The sequence below is a fragment of the Rhodococcus sp. YH1 genome (assembly GCF_009939605.1).
Lineage (GTDB): Bacteria > Actinomycetota > Actinomycetes > Mycobacteriales > Mycobacteriaceae > Rhodococcus > Rhodococcus aetherivorans.
This window is the reverse complement of sequence record NZ_WVTE01000289.1, coordinates 1-26,930: the sequence shown is the minus strand read 5'-3', so window position 1 is coordinate 26,930 and position 26,930 is coordinate 1. Positions and strand designations below refer to the sequence as shown.

The 26,930-nt window shown below is 67.1% G+C and carries 21 protein-coding genes and 2 pseudogenes; 5 read left to right on the top strand and 18 right to left on the bottom strand.

The annotated features are described in order from the left end of the window. Positions 1 to 89: 89 nt before the first annotated feature. From AIIKEEIJ_RS30600 to AIIKEEIJ_RS30575, 6 genes are all read right to left on the bottom strand, one after another. Positions 90 to 848, bottom strand: coding sequence for a 3-hydroxyacyl-CoA dehydrogenase (locus tag AIIKEEIJ_RS30600; RefSeq protein WP_011331213.1), 759 nt, complete (start codon positions 846 to 848; stop codon positions 90 to 92). A gap of 91 nt (positions 849 to 939) precedes the next feature. Then, entirely contained in the window at positions 940 to 2,100 is a 1,161-nt protein-coding gene (locus AIIKEEIJ_RS30595) for an acyl-CoA dehydrogenase family protein (RefSeq protein WP_011331214.1), read from the bottom strand. An 8-nt stretch (positions 2,101 to 2,108) separates the two neighbouring features. After that, a complete protein-coding gene (locus AIIKEEIJ_RS30590) occupies positions 2,109 to 2,897 on the bottom strand; it encodes an enoyl-CoA hydratase/isomerase family protein (RefSeq protein ID WP_011331215.1) in 789 nt (262 codons plus the stop codon). Continuing rightward, positions 2,894 to 4,561, bottom strand: a complete 1,668-nt coding sequence (locus AIIKEEIJ_RS30585; RefSeq protein WP_011331216.1) for a long-chain-fatty-acid--CoA ligase — start codon at positions 4,559 to 4,561, stop codon at positions 2,894 to 2,896. The genes AIIKEEIJ_RS30590 and AIIKEEIJ_RS30585 overlap by 4 nt, the downstream gene beginning before the upstream one ends. A gap of 7 nt (positions 4,562 to 4,568) precedes the next feature. After that, positions 4,569 to 5,744 (bottom strand): thiolase family protein, encoded by a 1,176-nt coding sequence (locus AIIKEEIJ_RS30580; RefSeq protein ID WP_011331217.1) that lies wholly within the window; start codon positions 5,742 to 5,744, stop codon positions 4,569 to 4,571. Beyond that, positions 5,741 to 6,607 (bottom strand): CoA transferase, encoded by an 867-nt coding sequence (locus tag AIIKEEIJ_RS30575; RefSeq protein WP_011331218.1) that lies wholly within the window; start codon positions 6,605 to 6,607, stop codon positions 5,741 to 5,743. The genes AIIKEEIJ_RS30580 and AIIKEEIJ_RS30575 overlap by 4 nt, the downstream gene beginning before the upstream one ends. Positions 6,608 to 6,708: 101 nt before the next feature. On the opposite strand from AIIKEEIJ_RS30575, the gene AIIKEEIJ_RS30570 reads away from it, so the two are divergent. Continuing rightward, positions 6,709 to 7,296, top strand: coding sequence for a TetR/AcrR family transcriptional regulator (locus AIIKEEIJ_RS30570; protein ID WP_011331219.1), 588 nt, complete (start codon positions 6,709 to 6,711; stop codon positions 7,294 to 7,296). A 126-nt stretch (positions 7,297 to 7,422) separates the two neighbouring features. On the opposite strand, the gene AIIKEEIJ_RS30565 is transcribed toward AIIKEEIJ_RS30570, so the two are convergent. The 10 genes and pseudogenes from AIIKEEIJ_RS30565 to AIIKEEIJ_RS30520 all read right to left on the bottom strand — a co-directional run bounded on the left by AIIKEEIJ_RS30565 (position 7,423) and on the right by AIIKEEIJ_RS30520 (position 20,331). After that, positions 7,423 to 10,458 (bottom strand): Tn3 family transposase, encoded by a 3,036-nt coding sequence (locus AIIKEEIJ_RS30565; protein WP_161997248.1) that lies wholly within the window; start codon positions 10,456 to 10,458, stop codon positions 7,423 to 7,425. Between the two features lie 47 nt (positions 10,459 to 10,505). Continuing rightward, entirely contained in the window at positions 10,506 to 10,946 is a 441-nt protein-coding gene (locus tag AIIKEEIJ_RS30560; protein ID WP_160093629.1) for a fluoride efflux transporter FluC, read from the bottom strand. A gap of 14 nt (positions 10,947 to 10,960) precedes the next feature. Further along, entirely contained in the window at positions 10,961 to 11,443 is a 483-nt protein-coding gene (locus tag AIIKEEIJ_RS30555; protein WP_100055164.1) for a DUF6790 family protein, read from the bottom strand. Positions 11,444 to 11,455: 12 nt separating this feature from the next. Beyond that, positions 11,456 to 13,336, bottom strand: a complete 1,881-nt coding sequence (locus AIIKEEIJ_RS30550) for a propionyl-CoA synthetase (protein ID WP_100055163.1) — start codon at positions 13,334 to 13,336, stop codon at positions 11,456 to 11,458. 192 nt (positions 13,337 to 13,528) lie between these two features. After that, positions 13,529 to 13,975, bottom strand: a pseudogene (locus tag AIIKEEIJ_RS30545) (aldehyde dehydrogenase family protein); the annotation flags it as partial. Positions 13,976 to 14,127: 152 nt separating this feature from the next. Beyond that, a complete protein-coding gene (locus tag AIIKEEIJ_RS30540; protein ID WP_100055161.1) occupies positions 14,128 to 15,786 on the bottom strand; it encodes a cytochrome P450 in 1,659 nt (552 codons plus the stop codon). Between the two features lie 62 nt (positions 15,787 to 15,848). Then, positions 15,849 to 17,126, bottom strand: a complete 1,278-nt coding sequence (locus AIIKEEIJ_RS30535) for an FAD-dependent oxidoreductase (protein WP_100055160.1) — start codon at positions 17,124 to 17,126, stop codon at positions 15,849 to 15,851. Positions 17,127 to 17,141: 15 nt separating this feature from the next. Beyond that, a complete protein-coding gene (locus AIIKEEIJ_RS30530) occupies positions 17,142 to 18,206 on the bottom strand; it encodes an NAD(P)H-dependent amine dehydrogenase family protein (protein WP_100055159.1) in 1,065 nt (354 codons plus the stop codon). A 5-nt stretch (positions 18,207 to 18,211) separates the two neighbouring features. Then, on the bottom strand, positions 18,212 to 19,705 hold the full coding sequence (locus AIIKEEIJ_RS30525; RefSeq protein ID WP_100055158.1) for an APC family permease: 1,494 nt from the start codon (positions 19,703 to 19,705) through the stop codon (positions 18,212 to 18,214). A gap of 182 nt (positions 19,706 to 19,887) precedes the next feature. Then, positions 19,888 to 20,331, bottom strand: a complete 444-nt coding sequence (locus AIIKEEIJ_RS30520; RefSeq protein ID WP_100055157.1) for a MarR family winged helix-turn-helix transcriptional regulator — start codon at positions 20,329 to 20,331, stop codon at positions 19,888 to 19,890. A gap of 74 nt (positions 20,332 to 20,405) precedes the next feature. Between AIIKEEIJ_RS30520 and AIIKEEIJ_RS30515 the strand changes: the two genes are divergently transcribed. Next, positions 20,406 to 21,362: an alpha/beta fold hydrolase gene (locus tag AIIKEEIJ_RS30515; protein ID WP_100055156.1), complete on the top strand. Its 957-nt coding sequence runs from the start codon at positions 20,406 to 20,408 to the stop codon at positions 21,360 to 21,362. Between the two features lie 31 nt (positions 21,363 to 21,393). On the opposite strand, the gene AIIKEEIJ_RS30510 is transcribed toward AIIKEEIJ_RS30515, so the two are convergent. Beyond that, positions 21,394 to 21,990, bottom strand: a complete 597-nt coding sequence (locus AIIKEEIJ_RS30510) for a universal stress protein (RefSeq protein WP_100055155.1) — start codon at positions 21,988 to 21,990, stop codon at positions 21,394 to 21,396. Between the two features lie 179 nt (positions 21,991 to 22,169). Here AIIKEEIJ_RS30510 and AIIKEEIJ_RS30505 point away from each other — a divergent pair, with 179 nt between their 5' ends. Continuing rightward, positions 22,170 to 23,360 carry a sensor histidine kinase gene (locus AIIKEEIJ_RS30505; protein WP_100055154.1) on the top strand — a complete coding sequence of 397 codons (1,191 nt, stop codon included), beginning with the start codon at positions 22,170 to 22,172 and terminating at the stop codon, positions 23,358 to 23,360. Beyond that, positions 23,357 to 24,043, top strand: coding sequence for a response regulator transcription factor (locus AIIKEEIJ_RS30500; RefSeq protein ID WP_100055153.1), 687 nt, complete (start codon positions 23,357 to 23,359; stop codon positions 24,041 to 24,043). The genes AIIKEEIJ_RS30505 and AIIKEEIJ_RS30500 overlap by 4 nt, the downstream gene beginning before the upstream one ends. 18 nt (positions 24,044 to 24,061) lie before the next feature. Here AIIKEEIJ_RS30500 and AIIKEEIJ_RS30495 read toward each other — a convergent pair whose 3' ends face one another. Beyond that, entirely contained in the window at positions 24,062 to 25,297 is a 1,236-nt protein-coding gene (locus AIIKEEIJ_RS30495) for a helix-turn-helix domain-containing protein (RefSeq protein WP_100055152.1), read from the bottom strand. A 163-nt stretch (positions 25,298 to 25,460) separates the two neighbouring features. Between AIIKEEIJ_RS30495 and AIIKEEIJ_RS30490 the strand changes: the two are divergent. Beyond that, positions 25,461 to 26,804 (top strand): annotated as a pseudogene (locus AIIKEEIJ_RS30490) (NAD(P)-binding domain-containing protein); the annotation flags it as partial. Between the last annotated feature and the right edge of the window lie 126 nt (positions 26,805 to 26,930).

Here is a 26,930-nt window from a genome sequence, read left to right as displayed (position 1 = left end):
CAAGTCGAAACGCTGGCCGATGCCCAGGTCCTCGGCGTATACAAGGCGTGTGTGCTCATGGTGCGATCCCACCTGCACGCCGACGGGTTTCACCGCGGCGCCATGCGGATCGCGCCGTCGAGGCGGATGGTTTCGCCGTTGAGCATCGGGTTGGTCACGATCGCCTCGACCAGCTGCGCGTACTCGGCGGGGTCGCCGAGCCGGTTCGGGTGCGGCACCTGCTGTCCCAGCGAAATCTGAGCCGCCTCGGGCAGCGTGCCCAGCAGCGGGGTCTTGAACAGGCCGGGCGCGATGGTGTTCACCCGGATCAGCAGCGACGCCAGGTCGCGGGCGATCGGCAGGGTGGCGCCGACGATCCCGCCCTTCGATGCCGAGTACGCGGCCTGTCCGATCTGCCCGTCGAAGGCCGCGACCGAGGCGGTGTTGACGATCACGCCGCGCTCGCCGTCGACGGGCTCGTTCTGCGACATCGCGTGCGCGGCGAGGCGGATGACGTTGAAGGTTCCGGTCAGGTTGACCTTGACGATCTTCTCGAATTCGGCCAGCGGGAACGGTCCGTTCTTACCGACGGTCTTGACGGCGTTGCCGATGCCGGCGCAGTTCACGGTGATTCGCAGTGAGGACTCCGCGTTGGCGCGCTCGACCGCCTCGGTGACCGCGGCCTCGTCGGTGACATCCGCCGGAGCGAATTCCACGGTGTCGCCGAGAGCAGCCAGCGCATCCGTGTTCGCGGTGGGCAGGTCGACGGCGATTACCCGGGCGCCCGACTTGGCGAGGGCGGTGACGGTGGCCAGTCCGAGGCCCGAGGCTCCGCCGGTGACGAGTGCGTTGGTTCCGGTGATATGCATGAATACTCCTGACGAAATAGGTTGAGAACATCGGGTTTTTGACAAAGTGAGGTGTGACTGACGCAGTGGTGTCACTGCGCGAAGGTCAACCTCATAAGGCGCGGCCGATGAGTTCCTTCATGATCTCGTTGGTGCCGCCGTAGATCTTCTGCACGCGGGAAGCGGCGTACATCTGCGCGATCGGGTACTCCATCATGTAGCCGTAGCCACCGAAGACCTGCAGGCAGCGGTCGACGATCTCGCACTGCTTGTCGCTGCCCCACAGCTTGGCCATCGACGCGGTCGCCGCGTCGAGGGTGCCGTCGAGGTGACGCTGGATGCAGTGGTCCATCAGGGTCTTGCCGGCCAGCACGTCGGTCTTGCACTCGGCGAGTACGAACTTCGTGTTCTGGAAGTTCAGGATCGGCTTGCCGAAGGCGTGACGTTCCTTGGCGTACCTGATGCTCTCCGCCACCGCGGCCTCGGCCACCGCGACACCGCCGACACCGAGGATCAGCCGCTCACGCTGCAGCTGACCCATCAGCTGGTAGAAGCCCTGCCCCTCGACGCCGCCGAGCAGATTCGCTGCCGGCACCCGCATGTCGGTGAACGACAACTCGCGGGTGTCCTGGCCGTGCTGGCCGATCTTGTCCAGCACCCGCCCACGCTCGAACCCCGGAAGATTCTCCGTCTCCGCGACGAGCAGCGAGATACCCTTGGAACCTTGGCTCGGGTCCGTTTTGGCGACGATGACGAGCAGGTCGCAGTGCGACGCGTTCGAGATGAACGTCTTCGAGCCGTTGATCACGTAGTGGCCGCCGTCGCGAACCGCGGTGGTCCGTACGGCCTGCAGGTCCGAGCCGGTGCCGGGTTCGGTCATCGCAATGGCGAGGACGCTCTCACCGCTCGCACATTTCGATAGCCAGCGCTTCTTCTGGTCCTCGGTGGCATAGGCGGCGATGTAGTGCGCGACGATCGTCGAGTGCACGGCGAAGCCGAACGCGGTGTCGTGGGCGTAGGCGATCTCCTGCTGCACGATCGCCTCGTGGCCGAAGTTGCCGCCCCCGCCGCCGTATTCTTCGGCGATGTCGAGGCACAGCAGTCCCGCGGCGCCGGCCTTGGTCCAGAACTCGCGGTCGACCTGGTGCTGCGCGGCCCAACGGTCCTGGTTCGGGGTGGCTTCCTTGCGGAAGAACTCGGCGGCGTGCTTACGCAGCAGCGCCTGATCGTCGGTCTCCCACGGGGAGCGGTAATCGGGGAACAGCTCGCTCATGATCGGTCCTACTTTCCGGTGAATTCGGGGGCGCGCTTGGCGAGGAACGCGGCCTGGCCCTCGCGGCTGTCGGCGGAATGGATGGCAACGTGAAAGTTGCGCTTCTCGTGCTCGAGTCCTTGCGCCAGAGAGGTTTCCAGGGCCTGGAGGGCGGCATCCTTGGCCAGCGCCACCGCGAGCGGTGAGTTGGCGGCGATCCGCTGCGCCATGGCGACCGCCGCTTCGAGGGCGGTGCCGTCCGGGACGGTCTCGGCGACGATGCCGGCCGCGCACGCCCGCTGTGCGGACAGGAAGTCGCCGGTGAGCAGTAGGGCCATCGCCTTGGACTTGCCGACGGCCTGAATCAGGCGCTGGGTTCCGCCGCCGCCCGGGATCACGCCGAGCTTCACCTCCGGGACACCGAACTTGGCGGATTCGCCGGCGATGACGATGTCGCAGGCAAGCGCCAACTCGCAGCCGCCGCCGAGTGCGAGGCCCTCGACCGCAGCGAGGACCGGCTTCGGGAATCGGCCCAGGTCGGCCCAGATGGTGCCGCCCAGCGCGGCTCGATCGCCGAGCAGCGACTGGTCGCGAATGGCGTCGAAATTGGTGATGTCGGCTCCGGCGCAGAAGATCCCGCCGGCGCCGGTGAGCACGATGGCACGGATCTCGTCGTCGTGCCGAGCCGCGACGAGCTCGGTGTTCAAGGCGGTGAGCACCGCCTCGTTCAGACTGTTGCGAGCCTTGGGCCGGTTGATCTCCAGGATCAGGAGGTGGCTGTCGCGGGCCGTGCGTAGCGGGGCGTTGTCGGGGTTCATCGGACGTCCTCGTAGACGTTGGTGTGCGCGGCGCGCATGGCCTTCTTGTCGAGCTTGCCGACGCTGGTGCGGGGCAGCTGGTCCAGATACAGGACGGTCTCGGGCAATTGCCATTTGGCGAATGCATCGGCGAGCAATTCGTGGATCTCCGACAGTGGAAGTTCCTGCCCGTCGGTCGTCACGACGAGTGCTACTGGACGCTCCTGCCACTTCGGGTGCGGGACGCCGATGACGGCCGCCTCGGCGATCTTCGGATGGGCAACGAGTGCGTTCTCCATGTCGATGGAGGAAATCCATTCGCCACCCGACTTGACCACGTCCTTGATCCGGTCGGTGATCTTCAAGTAACCATTCGGGTCGATGGTCCCGACATCGCCGCTACGCCAATACCCGTCGAGGAACTTGTCGGCGTCGTCGTCGAGCTTGTGATAGCGCTCGATGATCCACGGTCCGCGCAGCAGCACTTCACCCTGACTCGTGCCGTCGTGCGGGAGATCGTTGCCTTCCGCGTCGACGATCCGGATGTCGATGCCGTTGACCGGCAAACCCTGCTTACGCTTGAGATCCCACTTCTCCTCGTCCGAGATCACACCGCGCAGCGAGGGCTTCAGTCCCCGGTTCACCGCGACCAGAGGGGTGGTCTCGGTGGCGCCGTAGGCGTGGATGACGTCGGCTCCAGTGATGTCGTGGAAGTCGCGCATCAGCGACAGCGGCGGCTCGGTGGCACCGGACAGCAGCCGCGCGCGGGAGAAGTCCGGTGCGACCGCAAGCGTCTTGATGTAGTTCATCATGGGCTGGAAGATCGCCGGCGCACCGTTTGCGACGGTGACTTGCTCCGCGATCATCGCGTCCACGAGGACGGATGTGTCCTCGGCGATGTAGCGACCGGGCAGCACGATTTTTGCGGCACTGTAGGCGGCCGCCTGGGGTAGGCCCCAGCCCTGGCCGTGGAACATCGGCGTGATGAGCATGACGGCATCGTCGCTGCTCATCCCGAGTCCGGCGACCTCGGCGAGGGTGTGCAGGTAGATGCCGCGATGCGAGTAGTAGATGCCCTTGGGCCTGCCGGTGGTGCCGGTGGTGTAACACGCGCTGTAGGAGGAGGTTTCGTCGATGACCGGCCAGTCGATCTCCGGGCCGGCGTCCGCGAGCAGGTCCTCCCAGTGCACCGCGTGCGGGAGCGTGGTGGTGATGTCGGCCAGCGGCTTATCGGTCATCACCACCCACGTCTTCACGTTCGGCGTATGCGGTGCCAGCGCCTCGGCAACCGGAAGCAGCGACTCGTCGATGAGGACCACCGATGCATCACTGTGTCCGGTGACGTAAGCGAGATCCTCTGGCGCCAAACGCAGGTTCATCTGCAACATCACGGCAGCGAGGCCGGGAATCGCCCAGTACAGCTCGTAGTGCCGCTTGCTGTTCCAGTCGAGGATCCCGACCACATCGCCCGGCCCGACGCCGATCGAGCGAAGTGCATTGGCACTTCGTTGGATTCGCGCGTAGGCATCGGCGTAGGTGTACCGGTCCCAGCCGCCGTCCGCGGTGCGGTACACGATCTCCTGCTCGGGATAGGTGCGCGCGGCGTGCCGGATGATGGTGGTGGTGTTGAGTTGATAGTGGTCGCCGTGGGTGGAGGGCAGGCCCCTCACGATCTCGTGGCTCATGACGTCCTCAGATGCGTTCGATGATGGTGGCGTTCGCGGTGCCGGTGGCCTCGCAGACGGTCTGCAAGCCGAACCTCTTGCCGGAGCGTTCGAGTTCGCAGAGCAGGTCGGTGAGCATCCGGGCTCCGGTCGAGCCCAGCGGGTGGCCGAGGGCGACGGAGCCGCCGTTGACGTTCAGCTTGTCGTCCGGGACGCCGAATTCCCGTTGGAAGATCAGCGGCACACCGGCGAAGGCCTCGTTGACCTCGAACAGGTCGATCTCCTCGACGGCCAACCCGCTTCGGCCGAGCGCCTTGTGGGCGGCGTCGAGGATCGCGGTGAACTGGATGATCGGGTCGGCGGCGGCGACCGACAGCGCGCGGAACCGGGCGCGTGGGATGAGGCCGTTGCGCTCGGCGTACTCGCGGTCGGCGATCAGCAGCGCGGCCGCGCCGTCGCTGATCTGCGAGGAGTTGGCCGCCGTGGTCCGCCCGTCGGCGCCGAACACGGCTTTCAGGCTCGCCATCTTGGCGGGGTCGATGTGCTCGCGGATGCCCTCGTCCGAGTCGATGACCGGACCGGTCGGGTCGTCGGGGTCGGCGGTGATCGGCACCATCTGGTCGCGGAACTTCCCGGCCCGCGTCGCGGCGTGCGCCCGCTCGTGGCTGCGAGCGCTGAACGCGTCCAACGCCGCTCGGCTCAGGTCGAACCTCTCGTTCATCAGCTCCGACGACGGGCCCTGCGCCATCAGCCCACCGTCGTAGCGGTCGAGTTCGCGCGGGCTGTACTGCGGGCCGAGCGGCGCGCCGGGCAGGAACGCCGGAGGCATCGGCACCCGTGACATCGACTCGACGCCGCAGGCGATCACCAGGTCGTGGGAACCCGCCATCACCGCCTGGGCGGCGAAGCTGACCGCCTGCTGCCCTGAACCGCACTGGCGGTCGATCGTCACCGCGGGGACCGACTCGGGCAGCCCGGCGGCGAGCACCGCGTGGCGGCCGAGATTGCCCGACTGGACATCGTGCTGGATGACGCAGCCGGTGATGACGTCCTCGATCGCGGCGGGGTCGACGCCGGCGCGGGCCACAAGCTCCCGCAGCGTCTGCCCGAGCAGGTCCACCGGATGCCATGCGCTGAGGATCCCTCCGCGACGGCCGACCGGGGTCCGGACCGCGCCGACGATAACGGCCTCGCGAACACTCATGACAAAGCTCCTTGTGCTGAATTACGGGGTGCCGAATCGCGGATTCCGATCAGGGGAATGTCGAGGCGCTTCGCGACCTCCTCCCATTCGCGCGTCGGCTTGGAAAGAAACGTCTGCTCGAGCTCCTCCTGGGTGCCCTCGACACCGAGACCGGCGCGGGCGCGCTCCCAGAAGTGCGGCTCGAGCGCGGCCAGCGCGACGTGGCCGTCGGAGCTGGAGTAGATCCGGTAACCGGGATGCGCCCCGCCGAGCGGCGCGCCCGCTCCCATCAGACCGTGCCGAACTGCGGCGCCGGCGTCGGCGGCCGCCTGTTCGAGGACGACCCGCTCGCGGTGTCCCACGCCGGACTCCGCGGCCACGCGCAGGGCGAGCAGGGCCGCGGACACGGCGCGCTCGGCGCCGAGCAGGTCGGCCACCGGGACGGTCGGCATCGTCGGCGGCTGGAGAGTGCCGTGCAGGGCCTGGTACGTCAGGTCATGGCCGGGCTGCTCCGCCGCGATCCCGTCGTGCCCGACGATCTCGATATGCGACAGGTGCGGATTCGCCGCGGTCAACTCGTCCAGGCCGAGCTTGACCAGCGCCGAGGGGCGCATGGCGGTGAGCATCAGGTCGGCACGCGACAGCTCGCGCGCCGCCACCGCCCGATCAGCGGGGTCCTTGAGGTCGAGGGTCACGACCCGCTGGCCCACAGTGAGCTCGTCGTACCACGTCGGCGCCACGGCCCGCAGCGGGTCGCCGGCCGGCGGTTCGATCTTGGTGACGGTGGCGCCCAGCGCCCGTAGCCGCGCGGCGGCGAGCGGGCCCGGCAGATTGATCGCGAGCGACACCACCTGCACGCCCTGCAGCGAACTCGACTGCGACATCATCAACCCCTTTTTGACTATACTGATGTATAGCCATTAATGCGCATGTACTGTCTAATGTCAAGGGTGTATGCTTTTTTCTCTGATAGGAGGCAATTTCTGTGACCGACCCCCGCGCCAGTGACGAGGACCTCACCGCGAAGGCCCGCATTCGCAACGCCGCGCTCGACCTCTACGCCGAGCGCGGCGAGGATCGCGTCTCGATGCGCGCCGTCGCCGCCGCCGCCGGGGTCGCCGTGGGATTGGTGCAGCACCACTTCAAGACCAAGGACGGGCTACGCGTCGCCGTCGAGCAACTGGTCGTCGACTATTACGCTCTGGCGATCGCCTCTGTGCCGGACGAGGGCGCCCCAGCGCAGGTCGCCGCCGCTCGAGACGAGGCGGTGCGGCACATGCTCGCGACGCATCCGACGGTGGTGAACTACATCCGGCGCGCTGTGCTCGATCCGCAGGGAAAGAGCGAGTTACTCGAGCGGCTGACCGACCTGAGTCGCAGAGAGATCTCCAAACTCCGCTATTCGGGCAAGACCTCGACACGGCGATCCGAGTCCTCACAGGTCATCGGGCTGATGGTTCGTCAGCTGGGGCAGCTGCTCATGCAGCCGATGATCGATGACATGTGTGACTTCCTCGACCGGACGGGCGTGCCGCACAGCGACAAACTGACGCTCTCCGTGACCGTAATCTAGCGGTAGTTTGTTGGGTCAGGTCGGAGGTAGAGGTGCAGGCCGTGGCCTGTTTCGCGGCTCAGGAGAGACTTCCGCCGACATGCGTCGTCAGGTCCTGAGCGGTCATCCGCCACCCTTCGACTCGCGCTACTCGTCGTCGTCGGCGTCCGGGTCGCGCAGCGGTCGGTGAACTCCGCTGGGGTCGGGCAGGTGGAAGCTGTAGTGCCCGTCGATGCCGATGTGGGCGCGCACGAACGCCGACAATCGCTCGACATCGGTGTCGAGCACCGGGTATCCGCCGGCTCGCAGCGCGGCGAGGGCGCGGTTCTCGTAGACGGTGTTCCACACGACGACGCAATTGAGCACCAATCCCAGCGCCGAGAGCTGGTCTTCCATGCCCTCGTAGTAGGCGCGGGTCATCTCGCCCTTGCGGCCGTGATAGATCGTGCGCGCCAGGTCGTGACGACCCTCGACGAGATTGGACTGGGCCTTGCCCTCGCGCCGGTAAGGTTCGTCGTCGGCCAGGCGCAGGATGTGCAGGGTCTTGAAGATCCGCCCGAAATGGGCGATGGCCTGGCCCAACGCGGTCGGCTGCCCGTCGCGGGAGATCATCCTGGTGACCTCGTGCGCCGACACCTCACCGGAGTGGATCGACACCGCGATCCGGCACATGTCCTCCCAGTGCGCGGCGATCTTGGCGGTGTCGATCACCCCGCGCGCCGCCTTGTCCAGCGGCCCGTAGTCGGCTCGGGCGTCGATGCGCCACAACCGCTGATCGGGCAGGTTCGCCAGCTGCGGCCGGTACTGGCGGCCGATCAGATGCAGCAGTCCGAACACGATGTCGGAATACGACCCGGTGTCGGTGATGATGACCTCCGGAATCCGCCCGCCGTGCTGGGACACGATCACGTCGATGGTGTGCAGCGAATCGCGAGGTGTTCCGCGCAGCACCTTGCCTGCCAGCCCGGCGGACTGGTCGTTGAGCATGTTCAACCAGGTGATGCCCAGTTTCCGGCCGAAGTACTTCGGGTTCGGGCGGGCGTTATGGGTGCGCACGGGCACCACGAACCGCATCCCGTCCACCGAGGCGACCAGCCCGCCGCCCCACGCTTGGGCCAGGGGGATGTCGGCCTGGGCGTCGACCAGCACGGCGTTGGCCGCCTCGATGGTCTCGGCCCGCACGTAGCACTGGTCGACGTGCAGCAGCCGATCCCTGGTCAGGGCGTCGACACCAGGCGTTGTCACCGGTTTGAACCCGACGTTCATCGCATAGGAACAGAGCACGGCCGCCACCGACAAGCCGAGGTCGGCGACGCGGGCCTCGTTGCCCGAGGTGTGGGTGAACGCCTCGGTGAAACCGGGATGCCAGCTCATCACCTCCGTGACCAGTTCCGGCAGGTCCACACGCGGGATCATCGCCTCCACCCGGCGGCGCAGGTCGACCAGCGACGCGGGCTCGGCCTTGGCGTCCAGCGCGGCGACGTGCAGTTTGCCGTCGGCGTCGATGCTGGCTGGGGTGTCCTCGCCCAGCCGTGCGGCCAACTCCCGATAAGCGGTCTCCAACGCCGTCGCGCGATCGGTCAGCAGCTGCGTCGGCGCGGCGGGCAGGCCCAGCGCGTTCATGCCGGCGTCACGCGCAGCCTCCCAGGCTTCGCCTGCCAGCAGGTGCGCCCGCGGGTCGCGCCACCGCGACGAACGCACCGCGAAGATGCTGCGGTGCTTGAGGTGTCGGTGGAACTGTTCCAACACGCAGATCGTGTAGGAGTTCCGGTCGACGGTGCCCTCCGGTCGGCCCGGCGTGTAGATCAAGCGCTTCCACGCGCCGACGATCAAGTCGTGGTCGACCTTGCGGGCGTCCAGCAGGTTTGCCGGGATCTTGCCCGACGACCTGGATGTCAGCAGCTCGGCGAGGGTCTTCATTGCCGCCAGGACGGCGGCGCCGTCACTGGTCGCGCCGAACTCGATCGTGTCCATCAGCATCGACAGGAACGGGCGGACCGTGGCGAACTTGCCGGCCAACTCGATCAACCGCTGCCCATCCAGCTCCGCGTCGTCGGCGGGCACCAGCTCGTCGACCGCCTGGACCGCGTGCCGCAACTCGGCCCGGGTGACGGTCTTCTCGATCATGTCCAACACCACGCCCAGCCCGACGTCCTGGTTGACCTCGACCATCTCCAGCAGCACCTTCACCGCTGCCGCGAGCTTGCCTGCGTTGCGTGACACCCTCGGATAGCGACGCAGCTTCTCCTCGCGAGACTCCCGCTCGGCCTTGGACAGAAGCTTCGTCGTCATCAACATGTCGAAGGTCTCCAACACGTCGTCGACCGCCCGCGCGCTCAACACAACGACCGTCGCGGCCAGCACCGCCAAGCGCTGCTCACGCGTGGGCAGCCGCCGCAGCGCGGCGGCCTTGCTCGCCAACCCGTAGGTCGCCAACCCCGTCAACCGACGCGGCGGGATCGCCCTCACGTCGATGCTGTCCACCCCGACCGCTTGCAGGTCGACAACCCTGCGCAGCGCCGCGAGCATCCCCTTCGACGACGCCTTGAACACGCCCTTGCGCAGCCGCTCCAGCTCGCTGACCTTCTGCCCGCCCTCCGCAGGAACCTCCAGCAGCCGCAACAAGGCAGACGCGGACTCCGAGGTCAGCTGCTCGCCGAGCTGGCGCCACAACCGGGCGTCCGCCGCGTTGCGGCCGTCGCCGATCAGCCGCTCCAACGTGGTGATCCCCGGCAGCAGCGCCTGACGCTTCCGCAGCCATGTCACTGCGTCGCCGAAGATCGCCTTCGGTCCGTCGCCGGTCATCCACGCCTGGTCGACGATCCACGACGTGAGCTCCGACTCCATCTCGCCGAACGGCTTGAGTCCGTACACCTGCTGGATTTCCCAGGCGTGTTCGAGCTTGGTCTTCTCCCGATCGGTGTACCGCTTCACCATCGACGGATCGGAGATCTCCAACTGCTCGGCCAGATACTCGATCAACGCGGGCGGGACATCCAGCGGATCAGCCAGGAACATTCCCAGGTGACGCACCGTCACCACCTGCACCGCGAACCCCAGACGGTTGTAGTCGCGCCGCCGCGCAGCGATCAGCCGCCGGTCCTCGTCATCCAAGTAGCAGTAACGCTCCAGCTCCTGCCGAGACAACGCACCGAACCGGCCATAGCCGCCCTCATCAGTCACGACGACATGAAATCACCTACAGCGCAAGGTCGCTCGGCGATTGCCCCTTAGCGCCGGATTTCGTCAATCTGCTCCCCGACCCCCAACACCCCGAGCACGACGCTGACCACCGCATAGGCAAACGCGGTCACCACCGCCGAAGCCCGTGCGAGATCTGTGATCTCGAGGGCGAATGCGCTGTACGTCGTCAACGCACCGCAGATGCCGGTACCGCCGAACAGTCGCACCCGCTGACGCCACCCGTCGTCGGGGCCCAGTCGCGCAAGGACTTCCAGCAGCGCGCCGAGGATGAACGCGCCCGCGATGTTGACGCCGAAGGTCGCCCACGGCCATTGCCCGTCGACCGCCGGGAAGGTCTGCTCGGCCAAGTACCGCAGGCCGGTGCCGCACAGCCCGCCGGCGAACACCCAGACGAGCGCCCGGGCGCGAAGATGCGGCGGACGCTCATCGGGGTCGACGGGCAGCTCGCCGTGCTGGTCTGCGTGCACCCGCCAAGTCTCCGCTACGTCACGACGGCATACAAGACGAACAGGTACACCGGTACCAGCACGTCGAAGACGAAGATCGGACCGGCGTTGCCCGCCTTGAAGTTCCGTCTGGTCACCATCTCCCGGACGTGCCCGACGGCGGCCCCCAGGTAGAACACCGCGAAGGCGATGATCGTGGCCAGTGTGAAGTCGTCGTCGAACCCCGACGCGATCACACCCAGGACGCCGGTCGCCAGGCTGGCCAGCCCGACCTCCCACTGCCACGGCGTCCTCGGCTGCCACCCGATCGATTCGGCGATCGGCTCGCCGAAGAACATGTGACCGCAACCGGTCATCCAGCCCTGCACGCCGATCATCCACAGCACCGAGTTCTCGAGCAGATCCCGGCCGAGATCGCCGCCTGGGGACAGCGCGTCGATCACCGTCGTGATGATCGTGCCGACCAACCCGACGAAGGGTACGACGGCTATCGCGATGCGGAGGGCGCGGTCGCTCATGTTGTGCGCCCGTCAGCCCTTGAGCTGTTCGGCCAGTGCGGTCAGCACGTCGGGGTCCTCGATGGTCGACGGGACCGTGTACTCCTCGTGGTCGGCGATCTGCCGCATCGTCTTCCGCAGGATCTTGCCCGATCGGGTCTTGGGCAGTGCCGGCACCACGGTCACGTCGCGGAAGGTCGCGACCGCACCGATCTCGTTGCGCACCTTGGCCACGAGCTCGCTGCGCAGGGTGTCGGCCTCGATCTCGACACCGGACTTCAGCACCACATACCCACTCGGTCGCTGCCCCTTGAGATCGTCGTGGATGCCGATGACCGCACATTCGGCGACCGCCGGATGCGACGCCACGACGGCCTCGATACTGCCGGTCGAGAGCCGGTGTCCGGCAACGTTGATCACGTCGTCGGAACGCCCGAGCACGAAGACGTAACCGTCGGCGTCGACGTATCCGGAGTCCCCGGTGAGGTAGTAACCGTCGAACGCTGCGAGGTAGGACTTGCGGTAACGCTCCTCGTCGCGCCACAGTCCGGCCAGGGTGCCCGGTGGCAGTGGCAGTCGGATGACGATGTTGCCCTCCTCGCCGGCGCCCACGATCTTGCCCTCGGCGTCGACGACCCCGACCCGGAAACCCGGGACCGGCACCGTGGGCGATCCGGCCTTGATCGGCATCGGTTCCAGCCCACGCAGATTCGCGGCGATCGCCCATCCGGTCTCGGTCTGCCACCAGTGGTCGACGACCGGCACCCCGAGAATCCTCGATGCCCAGGTGAACGTGTCCGGGTCGAGGCGCTCACCGGCCGCGAACAGGGTCTGCAACGACGACACGTCGTGGGCGGCCAACTCGGCGGCCTCCGGGTCGGCCTTGCGGATCGCGCGGATCGCGGTCGGCGCGGTGAACAGCGCCTTCACCCGATGATCGGCGACGACCCGCCAGAAGGCGCCGGCGTCGGGGGTCCCCACGGGCTTGCCCTCGTACATCACCGTCGTCGCCCCGACGAGCAGCGGGGCGTACACGATGTAGGAGTGCCCGACGACCCAGCCCACGTCGGATGCGGTCCACCAGACGTCACCCGCGGCGATGTCGTAGATGTTCGTCATCGACCACGTCAGGGCCACCGCGTGACCGCCGTTGTCGCGGACCACCCCCTTGGGTTTACCCGTGGTTCCGGAGGTGTAGAGGATGTAGAGCGGATCGGTCGCCGCCACCGGCACCGGCTCCGCGGGCTCGGCAACCTGCGTCACCTCGTCCCAGTCCAGCCAGCCGTCGTGATCGGCGGCGCTGCCCGCGATCTCGGGGCGATCCTTGACGATGATCGTCGCCGGGGAGGCCGACGACAGTTCGACGGCCTTGGCGACCATCGGCAGGTACTCCACGGCACGGCCCGGTTCGAGCCCACCGGAGGCGGTGACGACGGCGACCGGCTCCGCGTCGTCGATGCGGGCGGCCAGTTCCGGTGCGGCGAAGCCGCCGAACACCACCGAGTGCACGGCCCCGATCCGCGCGCAGGCCAGCATCGCGATGGCGGCCTCGGGGATCATCGGCATGTAGATCACGACGCGGTCACCCGCGCCCACGCCGTGGGCGGCGAGTGCCCCGGCGAACCGCGACACCTCGTCCAGGAGCTCGGCATAGGTGTAGCGGCGGACCTCGCCGACCATCGCCGAGTCCCAGATCAGGGCCGTCCGCTCGCCCTGGCCCGCGGCGACATGACGGTCCAGGGCGTTGTGGCAGGTGTTGAGTTCGCCGTCGGGAAACCACCGGTAGAACGGGGCGGCGGAGTCGTCGAGCGCCCGCGTCGGAGTGACCGTCCAGTCGATCGCGGACGCCGCGTCGAGCCAGAAACCCTCACGGTCCTCGGTCGCCCGTGTGAACGCCTCGTCGTATCGTCCCATCGCTGATCCGCCCTTCGCCCTGACGCCGTCGTCCTCGGGCGGCACATCATCGGATGTGCCGTGTCCCGGTTAGAGGTTAGTCATGTGACGATCGACACGACACCTGTTCCGCGGGCCGCGCGCCGACCGGTCACCGTCGTGCGGCGAGCGGGCGCAGACCCCGCTGCGTCGACGCGCGGGCCCGCGGGAAGGTCACCGCTGCACGTAGAAGACGCGCCGGTTGACGAATTCGCCGATGCCGAGCGGTCCGAGTTCCCGCCCGAAGCCGGAACGCTTGGTTCCGCCGAACGGCACGTCGGCGCCTTCGCCGGCCGAGGTGTTCACATTGGCCATACCCACCTCGAGTCGCGACGCGACCGCGATCGCCCGCTGCTCGTCGCTCGAGAAGACAGCACCCCCGAGCCCGAACGGGACGTCGTTCGCGAGAGCGACCGCCTCGTCGTCGTCGGACACCGAATAGACGACGGCGACCGGGCCGAACAGCTCCTCACGGTAAGCGCGCATGTCCGGGGTGACCCCGGTCAGGACTGCCGGGGTGAACCATCCGTGCTCGGCGAGCTCTCCACCGACGTGCAGGGTCGCACCCCTGTCGACCGCGTCGCGCACCTGGGCGAGCAGCCCCTCGGCCGCCTTCCGCGACACCCATCACCTCCCACTCCAGGCCGTCGAAGGTGTCCAGGGAGAACTTCTGAAGGACCGCGGCAGCGGACGCGAGCGTGTCGGACATGATGATTCCTCTCGGGTGGATCGAGCTGCCCGCGGGTCGCGGGCAGGTGAGATCGGATCGGTTTTCAGGACAGGACGATCGGCAGTTTTCGGTAGCGCCGGGCGAAATCGTTGTGCGCCACGGTGGGTTCCTCGGCCAACTCGATCCGCTCGTACCGTTCGGCCAGCACGGCGAAGACAGTCGTTGCCTCGGCACGCGAGATGATCTGTCCCGCACAGGAATGCGGCCCCAGACCGAACGACAGGTTGCGGCTGGCCGCAGGCGGGCGGGTGTGGTCGAAGACATCCGGGTCATCGAAGACCTCGGGGTCGCGATTGGCCGCACCGATCATGAAGCGGATGGGCGATCCGGCCTCGATGAGCACACCGCCGATCTCCACGTCCTCGGTAGGAAACCGCAGGAAAGACAGTTGTGGCGGGTCCATCCGGACCATCTCGTTGATGATCGCCGCACGTGCTGACTCGTCGTTGCGGAATGCGGTGAAAACCTCGGGCCGACGAGCGAACAGTTCGATACCCGAGGCGATCAGGTACCCGATGGCCATGTGCCCCACGGCATAGAACACCAGAATCGTGGCGATAGCCTCGCTCTCGGTGATCTCCCCGGCGCGGGCGGCGTCGAGCAACGAATCGGCCAGGCCGTCGCCCGGGTTCACCCGCTTGTCCTCGAGCATCTCGGCGACGCGCGCACTCAGATAGCCGAAAGCGACTGCAGCCCGGTCGACATCGCCGTCCGCGGGCTCCGCGCTTTGCATCAGCATCGCCTCGAACATCGCCTCCATCACGGCGTCGGCATCGTCTTCGGGTAGTTGTAGGACGCGTGCCATCGTGACGTGGGTGGGGACGACGGCGAGGTCGCGCCTGGCCTCGATCACCTGACCGGCCTCGACACCGTCGAGCAGGTCGCCGACCAGCTCACGGGTGGTCCTGACCCAGCCGTCCACCAGTTTCGGCGTGAACCACTTGTTGGTCTGCCGGCGCAACACGGTGTGATGCGGGGGATCCGAACCCAGCGCGGTGTCGCTCGCGACCGCCCAGGGCCCGGCGTCGGCCCATCCGGGTTCGACGCTCATGATGGGCAGTTTCGCGAAATGACTCACGTCGGCGTACCGGGACACCAGGTAGGTGCCGTCCTCCAGCTTGTGCACCGGATGGTCCTGTTGCAGTCGCCTATACCAGGGATAGGGGTTGTTCCTGAATTCGGGATCCGACCACGGCACGAGCTCGCGATCGATGGACGCAGCGGTCATCTCATGTCCTCCTCGTCGAGTTCGATCAGAGAGGGCTTCGGCGAACTGTTTGGCCCACTCGGCCACGGGTCCGTCCGCCGGCTGGAAGGACGCGGCATCGTGCCGGCCCGTTGCGCCGACCTGTGTCGCTCCTGCGTCTGTCACCGCACCGACGAGGATGTCGATCGCGTTGTTGTAGGTGTCGTAGGTGCTGTCGCCGAGGCCGAAGGCCCCGAACCGCAGACCCGTGAGGTCAGGCTCGGCCGCCTTCATCGCATCGAAGAAGGGCTGGGTCGTCGCCGGCAGTTCACCCTCTCCGTAGGTGGAGGTGACGAGCACGACCGTGCCGGAGGCGGCCAGATCTGCGACGTCGAAGTCCTCCATCCCCACCACGGTGGCCTCGATATCGAATTCCCCCAGGGCAGAAGCGATGTCGTCGGCGACCATCTCGGCGTTGCCGGTCTCGGTTCCGAACAGGACAGTTACGTCGGTCATGATTCTCCACACTCCATCTCGGGTGTTCGGGTGATTCTCGGGTTCACTGCAGGCCTGCCGTCTCAGCAGACCGATTCGGCCGGCACGGTGCGGGCCAACGCCAGCATCGCGTCGACCTCGCGGACCTTCTGCCGGATGCGGCCGGGCGAGGCCGAGGCGACCTCCGCCTCGTCGATCCGCATCCAGCCGTCGAAATCGACTGTCCGGTCGATCACTTCGTAAGGGATTGCCACCAGACCCGGACGGGCCGGATGGTGACCGGCATGATCGCGGCGGATTCGGGCCGCCAACGCCCGGGCACGGGCCCGCATCTCGGGAAGCGCTCCGGTGGAACTGTGCAGCCACCCGGTGCGGTACAGGCCCGGAGCAAGAAAATCCTCTCCCGGATCGGCGTCGCGGTACAGCGTCAGGTCGAGGTCGTCGTTTACGGCCGACTCGAAACCGATTGCGGTGATGACGGTGTCGCACGCGAGAGTCGTGGTGTGCACGCCGGTGCGCACCTTGACGGCCTCCGCGCGGTCGGTGCCGATCACCTCGACCGGGGTCGATCCGAAGTGGAACACCACCGTCGTGGCCGGTGCCGCCGGGCTCTCGCGTTCGACGACGTGGGCCAGGGCCGCACTCCGCGGGTCGGAGGACTCTGCCGTGGCGAGCACCCCCGCATCGGCGAGGCGGAACTCCGTCGACGCCAGGTGCGCCAGTTCACGCATCATCACCGGGTCGAACTTGGCGTCGGTGGGCGTGGAGCGCACCACCACGTCGATCCGCCGTGGGCCCTCCGATCTCAGTCTCCCGAGGGTGTCCGGGTGCAGATCGGAACCGGTGAATTCGTCGGGCTGCTTCGACAGCAGCCGGATGATGTCCATGGCGACGTTGCCGCCGCCCACCAGGACCACCCTCCGGCCCACCGTCGGCAGGTCGCCGGCGGCGGGATGGTCGTTGACGCATCGGGTGAAGCGCCCGGACCCCACGATGCCGGGCAGGTCATCGCCCGGGATGCCGAGACGGCGGTCTCCGCTGAGGCCCGTCGCGAGGACCACGACGTCGAACGCGGCTCGCAGGTCCTCGATCGACAGGTTCCGGCCGAGCTCGATGTTGCCGACGAAGCGAGTCCGATCGTCGAATACCCGCGAGAGTTGCCGGATCACGTTCTTCGTGCCCTGATGGTCGGGAGCCACGCCGTAGCGAAGGAGCCCGAACGGGGTGGGTAGCCGGTCGAAGACGGTGACCTCCACCTCCGGCCACTGCTTGCGGAGTTGCTGTGCGGTGAAACAACCCGACGGTCCCGCGCCGACCACCGCCACGCGCGGTGCCACGTCCACTTCACTCATGATGTCCATCCAAATACTCTATTGTTAGAGTTCTTCGCGCACGATGTAACGATCCGATGACCACCTGCTCAGGTGGTCGTGCAGCCGACCGTGCCGGTAGCGCAGCCTGGGCAGATCGACGACGGTCACGAATCCCGGGTCGGCGTCGAGCACGTCGGGGATACGGTTCACCAATTGGGTGCAGGTGGTGGCCATCGTCGGCGGGGTGCCGTTGGACATCACCAGATCGGGTTCGCCGTGGATCGTCCATTCGTTGACATCGCTGTCGTCGGGGCCGTACAGCCGGCCGGACATCCGGAAGACGAAGACCGGGCCCTCTTCCGTGCGGATCTCGTCGATGTCGGTGAAGCCGATGCACTTTCCCGGCGGGACGTCGATCCCCAGGGCAGCACAGTGCAGAGTCTCGTGTGCCAGTTCGGGTTCGGTGCGCGTCAGGATCTGCTTGGGCGTCAGCCCCGCTCCGGCGACCAGCGCATCGAGAGCGATCCGGCCGAATGTGGGCGGACGCACGGCTTCTCGGCACCAGGCGTCGAACTCCTCGATCGTCGCGCCGACCTGCTGCAGCTCGGCCAGTTCCGGGCCGTACTCGTCGACGTTCCACGAACTCGTCCCGGTGACCGAGTCGATGCGGTGTGCCGTGCCCATCAGCTGGGCGACCGCGTTCACCCAGAAGCTGTCCTGGAAACCCCCGCCCGTGATGGTCACGCCATGCTCCTTGGCGAGTGCATCGAGTTCCGCGGTCAGTTCGGGCGCGGTGTTCCAGGGATAGAGCGCTTCCTCGGACAGCGTGATCACGTTGACCCCGTGCGACAGTGCGATACGGAAGTGCTCCGCGGCGTCCACGAGATAGCTGGTGATCGCGACGACCGCGATGTCGGGACTCGTCCGCGTGAACACCTCGTGCGGGTCGTCGCTGATCGACACTCCGAGTCGACGGTCGAGTCCGGTGACCTCGCCGAGGTCCTTGCCCACCTTGTCCGGACTGCGCGAGATGGCGCCTACGATCTCGACGTCCTTGTCGAGCAGATAGCGGGTGATCACGGAGTTCATCGCTCCGACGCCGTACACGACAGCTCTGATGTTCGTCATGGTCGCTACTCCCCGGTCTTCTTCGGAATCGCGTCGGCATACGGCGCGTCACTCTTTCCGTGGACCGGATGGACGGTCATGTAGAGCAGGCCGAGTACCAGGACGGTCACGCCGGACAGCAGCACGATGTAGTTGTCGTACCAAGGGGTTCCGGGGTTGCGCGGCCAGGCCATGTTGATCATCGCGACGATGCCGTAGGCGAGGGCTGCGATGTTGACGGGCAGCCCCCACTTGCCGAGCGAGTACGCCCCCGCCGGGACCCACCCCTTCAGACGTGCCCGCAGCGCGGCGAGGACGACCATCTGGAAGGCGATGTAGATACCGAGCGCAGAGAAGTTCAGGATCTTCGAGAAGGCGTCCTCGCTGAATTTCGACAGCAGCAGCACGAGGCACGGCACCGCGCCGGCGAGCAGGAGTGCGAAGGGCGGAACCGCGCGTTTGGCATCGAACTTCTTGAGATGGCGCGCACCGATGATCATGTCGTCGCGGCTGTAGGCGTAGGCGAGCCGGCTGGCGGCGGCCTGCAGGCTGATCACACAGGAGAGGAAGGAGATCAGGATGACGACCAGGATGATCTTCATGCCGAAGTCGCCGAAGGCGTCGGTCAGCAGGGTGGTCACCGGATCGGTGTCCTCGCCCGAGATGATCGCGCCGATGTCGGAGACCGACAGGATGAGCGCCAGACAGACGAATGTGGCTGCGGCACCGCCGATGTAGATGGTCCGGCGCATCGCCTTGGGGATCTGTCGTCCCGGGTTGGGCACCTCTTCGGCGACGTCACCGCACGCCTCGAAGCCGTAGTACTGGAACAGACCGATCAGTGCGGCGGCCGCGAAGCCGGAGACGTAGTTGCCCTCGGAGGCGCCGAACGAGTCGAAGAGGGCACTCAGATCGACCTGCCGGTGTGTGGCGATCAGATACACGCCGACCACGAGGGCGCCGATCAGCTCGGCGGCGAAACCGAAGACGGCCGCCGCCGAGACCACCCTGGTGCCGAGGAAGTTGATGGCGGTCGCGATGGCGACCATCACCACACCACACAGGGCGATGGTCCAGGCGGTCGCCTCGTAGCCGAAGAGCGACGCGATGAACGGCCCCGATCCGTAGGCGACCGAACCGATGGTGACGAGCAGCGCGATCAGATACACCCAGCCCGTCATCCACGCGTACTTCCGGCCCCAGAGTCGGCGTGTCCACGGATACACGCCCCCCGCGACCGGGAACTGGGCGACGACCTCGCTGAAGATCAGCGCCACCAGGAACTGCCCGAGGCCCACGATGACGAGGCTCCAGATCATCGGCGGGCCGGCCTGTGCCATCGCATAGGCGAAGACCGTGTAGATCCCGACGACGGGCGACAGGTAGGTGAAGCCGAGGGCGAAGTTCGCCCACGGACTCATCTCCCGTTTGAATTCGGACGTATAACCGAGTTCGGCCAGCATCTGGGCGTCCCGGTCCGGGACCCCCTCGTCTGTCGGATACACATTCGTCGTGGCCATGCCTGAATCTCCTGACGCCAAACGGATTTCGCCAAATACTACAAACATAGGGTTTTTTGACGCCAGGCCGGAACGCAGAATTAACAATGGTCATGTTCCGGTAACCATCGGGCGGACGGCTCCGGTTCGACCCTGAGGTGAGCGGTGTGCGGACAGGGTCAGCGGCTGCGGACCCAGGACACTCAGCGGGTCCGGACTCCCGCCACCGCAGCGGTGACCTGGTCCAGAAATGTGCGGATCGTGGTCAGTTCGTCGTCGGAGAAACCGTCGGCCACCGCGATCACCTGGTCGATCAACGGCCCGAAGAAGGTCCAGCCCATCTCCTGGGCCGCGTCGGTGACGTGCAGCGCAACCCGGCGACGATCCGAGTCGTCGCGCCTGCGGTCCACCAGACCCTTCGATTCCAGTCGATCGATGAGCGCGGTGGTCGACGCACTGTTGAGTCCGAGATGCCCCGCCAGCCACCCAGGAGAGGCGACGGCGCCGGCCCGATCCCGGTCCAGAAGAGCGATCAGGGCACGTACATCGGTGGCGTGCAACCCGTTTCGGGCGGCGAAGCCGGCCCCGAAGACATCGAGTTCGACGGTCAGCGAACGCAGCCGGTGCACCAGATCGTCGTTCGTCACGAGTTCACCGTACGCGACTTCGCTCGATGATCTAGTCTCTCGATAATCGAGATACCCCGACGGAGGTTCGTGCCATGGTCCGCCCGACACTCGACGTCTTCGCCGCCACGCCGCAGGGCATCGCGTTTTTCGACGCCTACGACGCGCTCCTCGCACGCTCGGGAGGGCATCCGATCGATGTCGAGACGGCGCACGGCATCACCCGGGTCACGATCATCGGGCCGCGCCCGGACACCCCCGACGCCGTGCCCCTCGACGCCGTGCCGCTGGTCCTTTTGCCGGGCGGCGGAGCCACGTCGATGTCGTATGTGAACGTCATGGAACACCTGGCGACCGGTCGCCACGTCATCGCCGTCGACCTCCTCGGCGACGCCGGACGGTCCCGTCCCGGCGCTGCGAGCCCACGAGCTCCCGCCGAGCTATTCGACTGGCTCGCAGCCGTTCTCGACCGGATCCCCGACGCAATCAGCAGCGCCCACATCGCCGTCCATCCCGCGGCCACCGACACGGTCGACGTCGTCGGCCACTCGTACGGCGCGATGATCGCGCTGGGCTTCGCGACCGGGCAACACGGTGCTCGCGTACGCAACCTGGCACTGCTCGACCCGACATCGTGTTTCGCAGGACTCCGTATCGCCTATCTGCAGCACGCCATCCCGACGCTCATCGCGCCCACTCCCCCGCGTCTGCGACGGTTTCTCTCGTGGGAGACACGTGGGACCGACCCGGAACCGCTGTGGACCCAGATGTATTGCGCAGGAGCCGGTTTCCCGAAGACTCGGACGATCGTACCGAAGCGGCCCCGACGGGCCGCGCTCTCTCGACTCACCGACCCATCCCGGGTCACGGCGATCCTCGCCCCGCAGAGTCGGGCACATGACACCGCCGAGGTGGCCCGTCGGATCCGCAGCACCTTGCCCACGGCGCGCGTCGTGACGCTGAGCACCGGGACCCACCACACGCTGCCGCTAGGTCCGTCGAACGAGATCGTCGACGCGCTGCTGGGCGCGATCGAGAAACCCGCCGTATGAACGGATCTCGTATGTGCCGCGCGCGAACGGTTCAGTGTGTTGCGAGACCGGGCGCGGGCCAGGACGCCGGCCAGGACACCCGCGGTTCGCTCACCTCCCGGATGGCGGTGCGTCGGCGGTGATGAACCGCACCGTCGGTGACGATCAGTTCGACGCCGCGGTCGAGCCGGGCGCCGAGCCTGCGGGGCGTCCACCCCGGCCGCGGACCGTCGGACCCGATGAACACCGCGCCGGCGCCGACGCGCGCCGCGACCCGCTGGAGCACCGGGACCGGGCTGCCGTGTTCGCTCGTCGTGGTGACCAGCCGCGCACCATGCCACTTCGCGAGCTCTGCGGCGGTCCGCAGATGCTCGCCGACCGAGGCCTGCCCGGTCAGGAGGTACGCCTCGTCCTTGAGGGCGTCGTGCAGGTCGGTGGGCGGCTCGGGGCGTCGAGACGGCCGCGTCGCACAGATCAGCACGAGCGTCCGGGAGTCGCCGACGGTACGGACGGCGAGTTTCACTGCCCGCAGGGAGGCCTCGGTGCCATTGCAGCCGACCACCACCGGGCGCGGGGGATCCAGATCCGGGAGCAGCTGATCGCCGGCGAGCTTTTGCCATCGAGAATCATGTCGGGTGAGCAGAGCCATTGTCTTGTCCTCTCGCGCCCTGTGGAGTGATCGCGGCGGATTACCGCTGCTCACAACGCTAGGAAGATCGGCCGTATCGATCGCCATCCCGGGGATTGAGGTTGCCTCCACCCGTGGGTGGAGGGCCGGATCCACCGCGAGGAGGAGGTTCTGCCCACGCGTGGAACTATGGTTGAACCGTGACGCACTTCACCGCCGGTGTCGGCTCGGGATTGCGCCGCCGAATCGAGCGGGCCGGCGGCGACTATCCCCCGCTCTACCCGGCGGTCATCCTGTCGGCCAGCGTGGTCGTGACAGTCATCTCGGTCGCCCAGCGGTACCCGTTCGACCGAATCGGCTGGCTGATCCCAGCGGTGGCGTTCGCCGTCGTCACGCTCACCCTCGACCTCACCCTGCCGCCGACGTCGTATGCGTGTTTCGGGGTCATCACCAGCACCGTCTGCTTCCTGATGATCCCCACGCCGTCCGACGCCGCCCCACTCCAGCTCGTACTGATGACGGCCATCGGCGCCGCCATGTACCCGCTGCGGGTGGGGCTCGTCGTCGGCGCCGTCTGCATCGCGGTGATCGTCGCGTTCGGTGCGGTCGGACACCTCGAAGCACCCGCGCTGTACGGGCTGGGTGTGGCCTGCGGCTGGTTGATCGGGTACATGGTCCTCATCCAGAAGCGACTGGCCGACAACCAGGCCCGTGTCCTGCGAGCTCGCGCGGATCGGGCGGCCAGCGACGAACGCCGACGCATCGCCCGCGAGATCCATGACGTGATTGCCCATTCGCTGTCCATCACGATGCTCAACGTGACCGGTGCTCGGCGCGCACTCGAGCAGGACCGTGACATCGACGAGGCGGTGGACGCCCTCGCCGATGCTGAACGTCAGGGTCGCCAGGCGATGAGCGAGATCCGTTCGATCGTGCACGTGCTGGGAGCCCAGACCGGGCAGTCGGAATCCACCTCCCCGCCGCCGACCGGCAATGACCTCGACCAACTCGTCGATGACTATCGCAAGGCCGGAGTCGACATCGACTATTCCGTTGCCGGCGACATGGACTCGCTGACCGACCCGGTCGGCGCCGCGGTCTATCGCATCGCTCAGGAGTCGTTGGCCAACGTCGTGAAGCATTCGACCGGGAAGCGGGCGCGGCTCGCGGTGACAGTCGGTGAGAGCGTCTCCATCGAGATCGACAATCCCGCTCCGTGCGGTCGTAGACCGACCTGCGACGGAACCGGAATAGACGGAATGACTCAGCGTGCCGCTCTGCTCGGCGGCACCCTCGAGACCTTCCACGCCGACGACACGTGGTCGGTGCGGGCCGCCCTGCCCGCTCGCACCACAAGCGAGGGGATTCGGTCGAAGGGGGTGAGCGTGTGACATCGCTCGGGCCGACCGACGCCGGCACCGAACAGATCCGGGTACTCCTGGTCGACGATCAGGAGCTGATCCGTACCGGGCTCCGGCGGATTCTCCGCGTCCGTGACGGTTTCGACATCGTCGGCGAATGTGCCGACGGTTCCGAGGTACTGGCCGGGATCGCCGAACATCGGCCCGACATCGTCGTCATGGATCTGCGGATGCGCAACATCGACGGCATCACCGCCACGACGATGGTGCAGTCTCTCCGCGAACCGCCACCGGTGCTGGTACTGACCACTTTCGACGACGACGTATTGCTCTCCCGGGTGCTCCGGGCAGGCGCGGCGGGCTTCATCCTGAAGGACTCCCCCGCCGAGGCGTTGATCTGGGCGGTTCGCGCCGTGGTGCGTGACGGCGCCTTCCTCGATCCCGCGGTGACCGAACGGGTGCTACAGGGCTTCCGACGGGCAGGACGCGAACAGGTGCCTGTCGCACCGGAGCTCACCGACCGCGAATCCGATGTTCTCCGGTTGATCGCACGCGGCCAGACCAACACCGAGATCGCTTCGACGCTGGGCATCTCGTCGGTGACGGTGAAAAGCCATGTGAACCATATCTTCACCAAACTCGATCTGCGGGATCGTGCTGCTGCGATCGTCTACGCCTTTGATCACGGGTTGGTCGTCGCCGAATACGACTGAACGGAAACGACTTCGACCTCAGTCGATGAGGTGCACGTCCACGCCATCAGCGAAGCGATACGGTCCGGCCGTCAACAGACCGCCGAAACGCTTGCGCAGGCGCGACATCTCGGCCCGCACCGTGACCGTGCGGTCGTCGACGCCGAAGAGGTGGGCAGACATCTGCGCCGCGGTCACGCCGCCGCGGTGTCGTGCGAGGTGGGTGAGTATCTCGCCGTGCCGCGGGGAACACTGATGTGTCCATCCGCCGCTCGCGCCCTCGACGGTGACGGCGACCTGCGCGCCGCCGGAGCCGGAGGTGACCGTCTGCAAGCTGACCCGCGTCGTTGACGGGTCCGCGGCATCGGTGACACGCACCAACCAGCCGCCCGGCAGTGCCTCCACTTGGCACTCTCCCAAAGCCGAGACGAAGAGCCGACCGGGCCCGACGCCGCGCGGCAGGAGTAGCCGCGACCTTGGGGTCAACGTGTCCACCGCAGCCACCCAGCCGTCGACATCGACCGCCATCGCCGGCCCCGGCGAGCGGGCCAGGATCGGGGCCGCCACTGCGCGCAGTGAGTCCAGACGTCGGTGATGTCGTTCGCGCAGTTGCGACTCGGCCAGCCGGGCGACCGCATGTACGAGCGCCAGGGTGGTCGGGTGGATCGTCGCGGCCGGGCCGCTGACGTCGACGACACCGAGGACGGCACCCGTCCTCGGATCCTTGATCGGTGCACCGGTACACGTCCACGAATGATGGCTCCGGACGAAGTGCTCGGCGGAGAAGACCTGGATCGGCCTGCCCGACATCAGTGCGGTACCGATGGCGTTGGTGCCCACCGAGCGTTCCGCCCAGTCGGCGCCCTCGACGAACCCCAGGTGATCGGCGCGGCTCAGGACCCTCGACGACCCGCTCCGCCACAGCACACGACCGCCGGCATCCGCGATCACGAGGATGTTGTCGCCGTCGGCGATCAACGACTCCAACCCGCGCGCCAACTCGTCGATGACCTCGACCAGCCCCGACTCCCGGCGACGCTCCTCGAGCTCGTCGAACTCCAGTGCGCGCTCAGCCATGCCGTCGGTGTCGGGGTCGAGGCCGGCCTCGCGGAGTCGTCGCCACGAGTCGTCGATCACGCTGCGCGGACGGGCGGGCATCCGCTCGCCGGACATCGCGGCGTGATGCACAGCGCTGAGCACATGGGCGAACTCACGAGGATCGTCACCGGCCTGTACAGCCGGCTCGAGGTCGGATACGGAATCGAAAGCGGTCATCGATCTCGATTGTGCGCCACATCACACGGTCCGGCAAAGCACGGGGCGCCCTCGCAACCCCGTGCAACCCTTGCCGCCCCACGCGGCCGGGGCGTCTCCTGTGGTCACCACATTGTGGTCCGCATCACCATCCGCGGACGCTCTGCACGAAGAAGGAGACCTTATGACCCAGACACTGGAGCCGACCCTCGGCATCGACAACTCCGCGCAACAGCGGATCGACACATGGCTGTCGGAGTTCGAGTCGGCACTCGCGGCGCTCGACGTCGGACGGGCGACGAGCGCTTTCCTGACCGACAGCTACTGGCGTGATCTCACGGCGTTCACCTGGAACATCAAGACGGTCGAGGGGCATGAGCAGATCGCCGACATGCTCACCGCTCGACTCGCCGAGACCCGCCCGTCCGGCTTCAGCACGACCGAACCGGCATCCGACGACGGAGACGGAGTGGTGTCGGCCTTCATCTCGTTCGAAACAGCCGTGGGACGGTGCGAGGGCCACCTTCGACTCCGACCCGATGCCGCCGACGGCCAGGACAAGGCCTGGACACTGCTCACGACGTTGCAGGAGCTCAAGGGCCACGAGGAGCCACGCGGCGCCGGACGCGTGCTGGGGGCGGTGCACGGCTCCGACCCGGACACCCGTTCGTGGGCGGAGAAGAAAGCCGACGAGGAGCGCGAACTCGGGCGAGGGTTACAGCCCTACGTCCTGGTCATCGGTGGTGGGCAGGGCGGCATCGCCCTCGGCGCGCGCCTCCGGCAACTCGGCGTGCCGTCGATCGTCGTCGACCGCCACGATCGACCGGGCGACCAGTGGCGAAAGCGCTACAAGTCGCTGTGCCTTCACGACCCGGTCTGGTACGACCACCTCCCCTACCTGCCGTTCCCCGACAATTGGCCGGTGTTCGCGCCGAAGGACAAGATCGGGGACTGGCTCGAGTTCTACACCAAGGTCATGGAGGTGCCGTACTGGAGCAGAACCACCTGCCTCTCGGCGACCTACGACGACAACTCGGCCCGCTGGACCGTCGAGATCGACCGTGACGGTGAGGCGAGGACGTTGCATCCCACGCAGCTCGTCCTGGCCACGGGAATGTCCGGCAAGCCCGCCATCCCCGAGGTGCCCGGGCAGGACATCTTCGCCGGGGAACAGCATCACTCCAGCGCCCACCCCGGTCCTGACGATTACATCGGCAAGAAAGTCGTCGTCATCGGCTCCAACAACTCGGCGCACGACATCTGTAAAGCCCTCGTCGACAACGGGGTCGACGCCACGATGGTCCAGCGGTCGTCCACCCACATCGTCAGATCCGACTCACTGCGCTCCATCGCTCTCGGCGACCTGTACAGCGAGGAGGCCGTCGCCGCCGGGATGACGACGAAGAAGGCCGACCTGACGTTCGCGTCGCTCCCCTACCGGATCATGCACGAGTTCCAGGTACCGGTGTACGACCGGATTCGCGAGCAGGACAAGGATTTCTACGATCGTCTCGAGGCGGCCGGCTTCGGGGGTCGGGGAGCAGATTCTCGAAATCCGGCGCTAAGGATTTACGGCAGATAGTAGCGTACTATCTGCCGTAACTCGTGAGTCGTCCTGCCGCGATGGTCGTTCCGGAGATGGGCGACTCCGGAA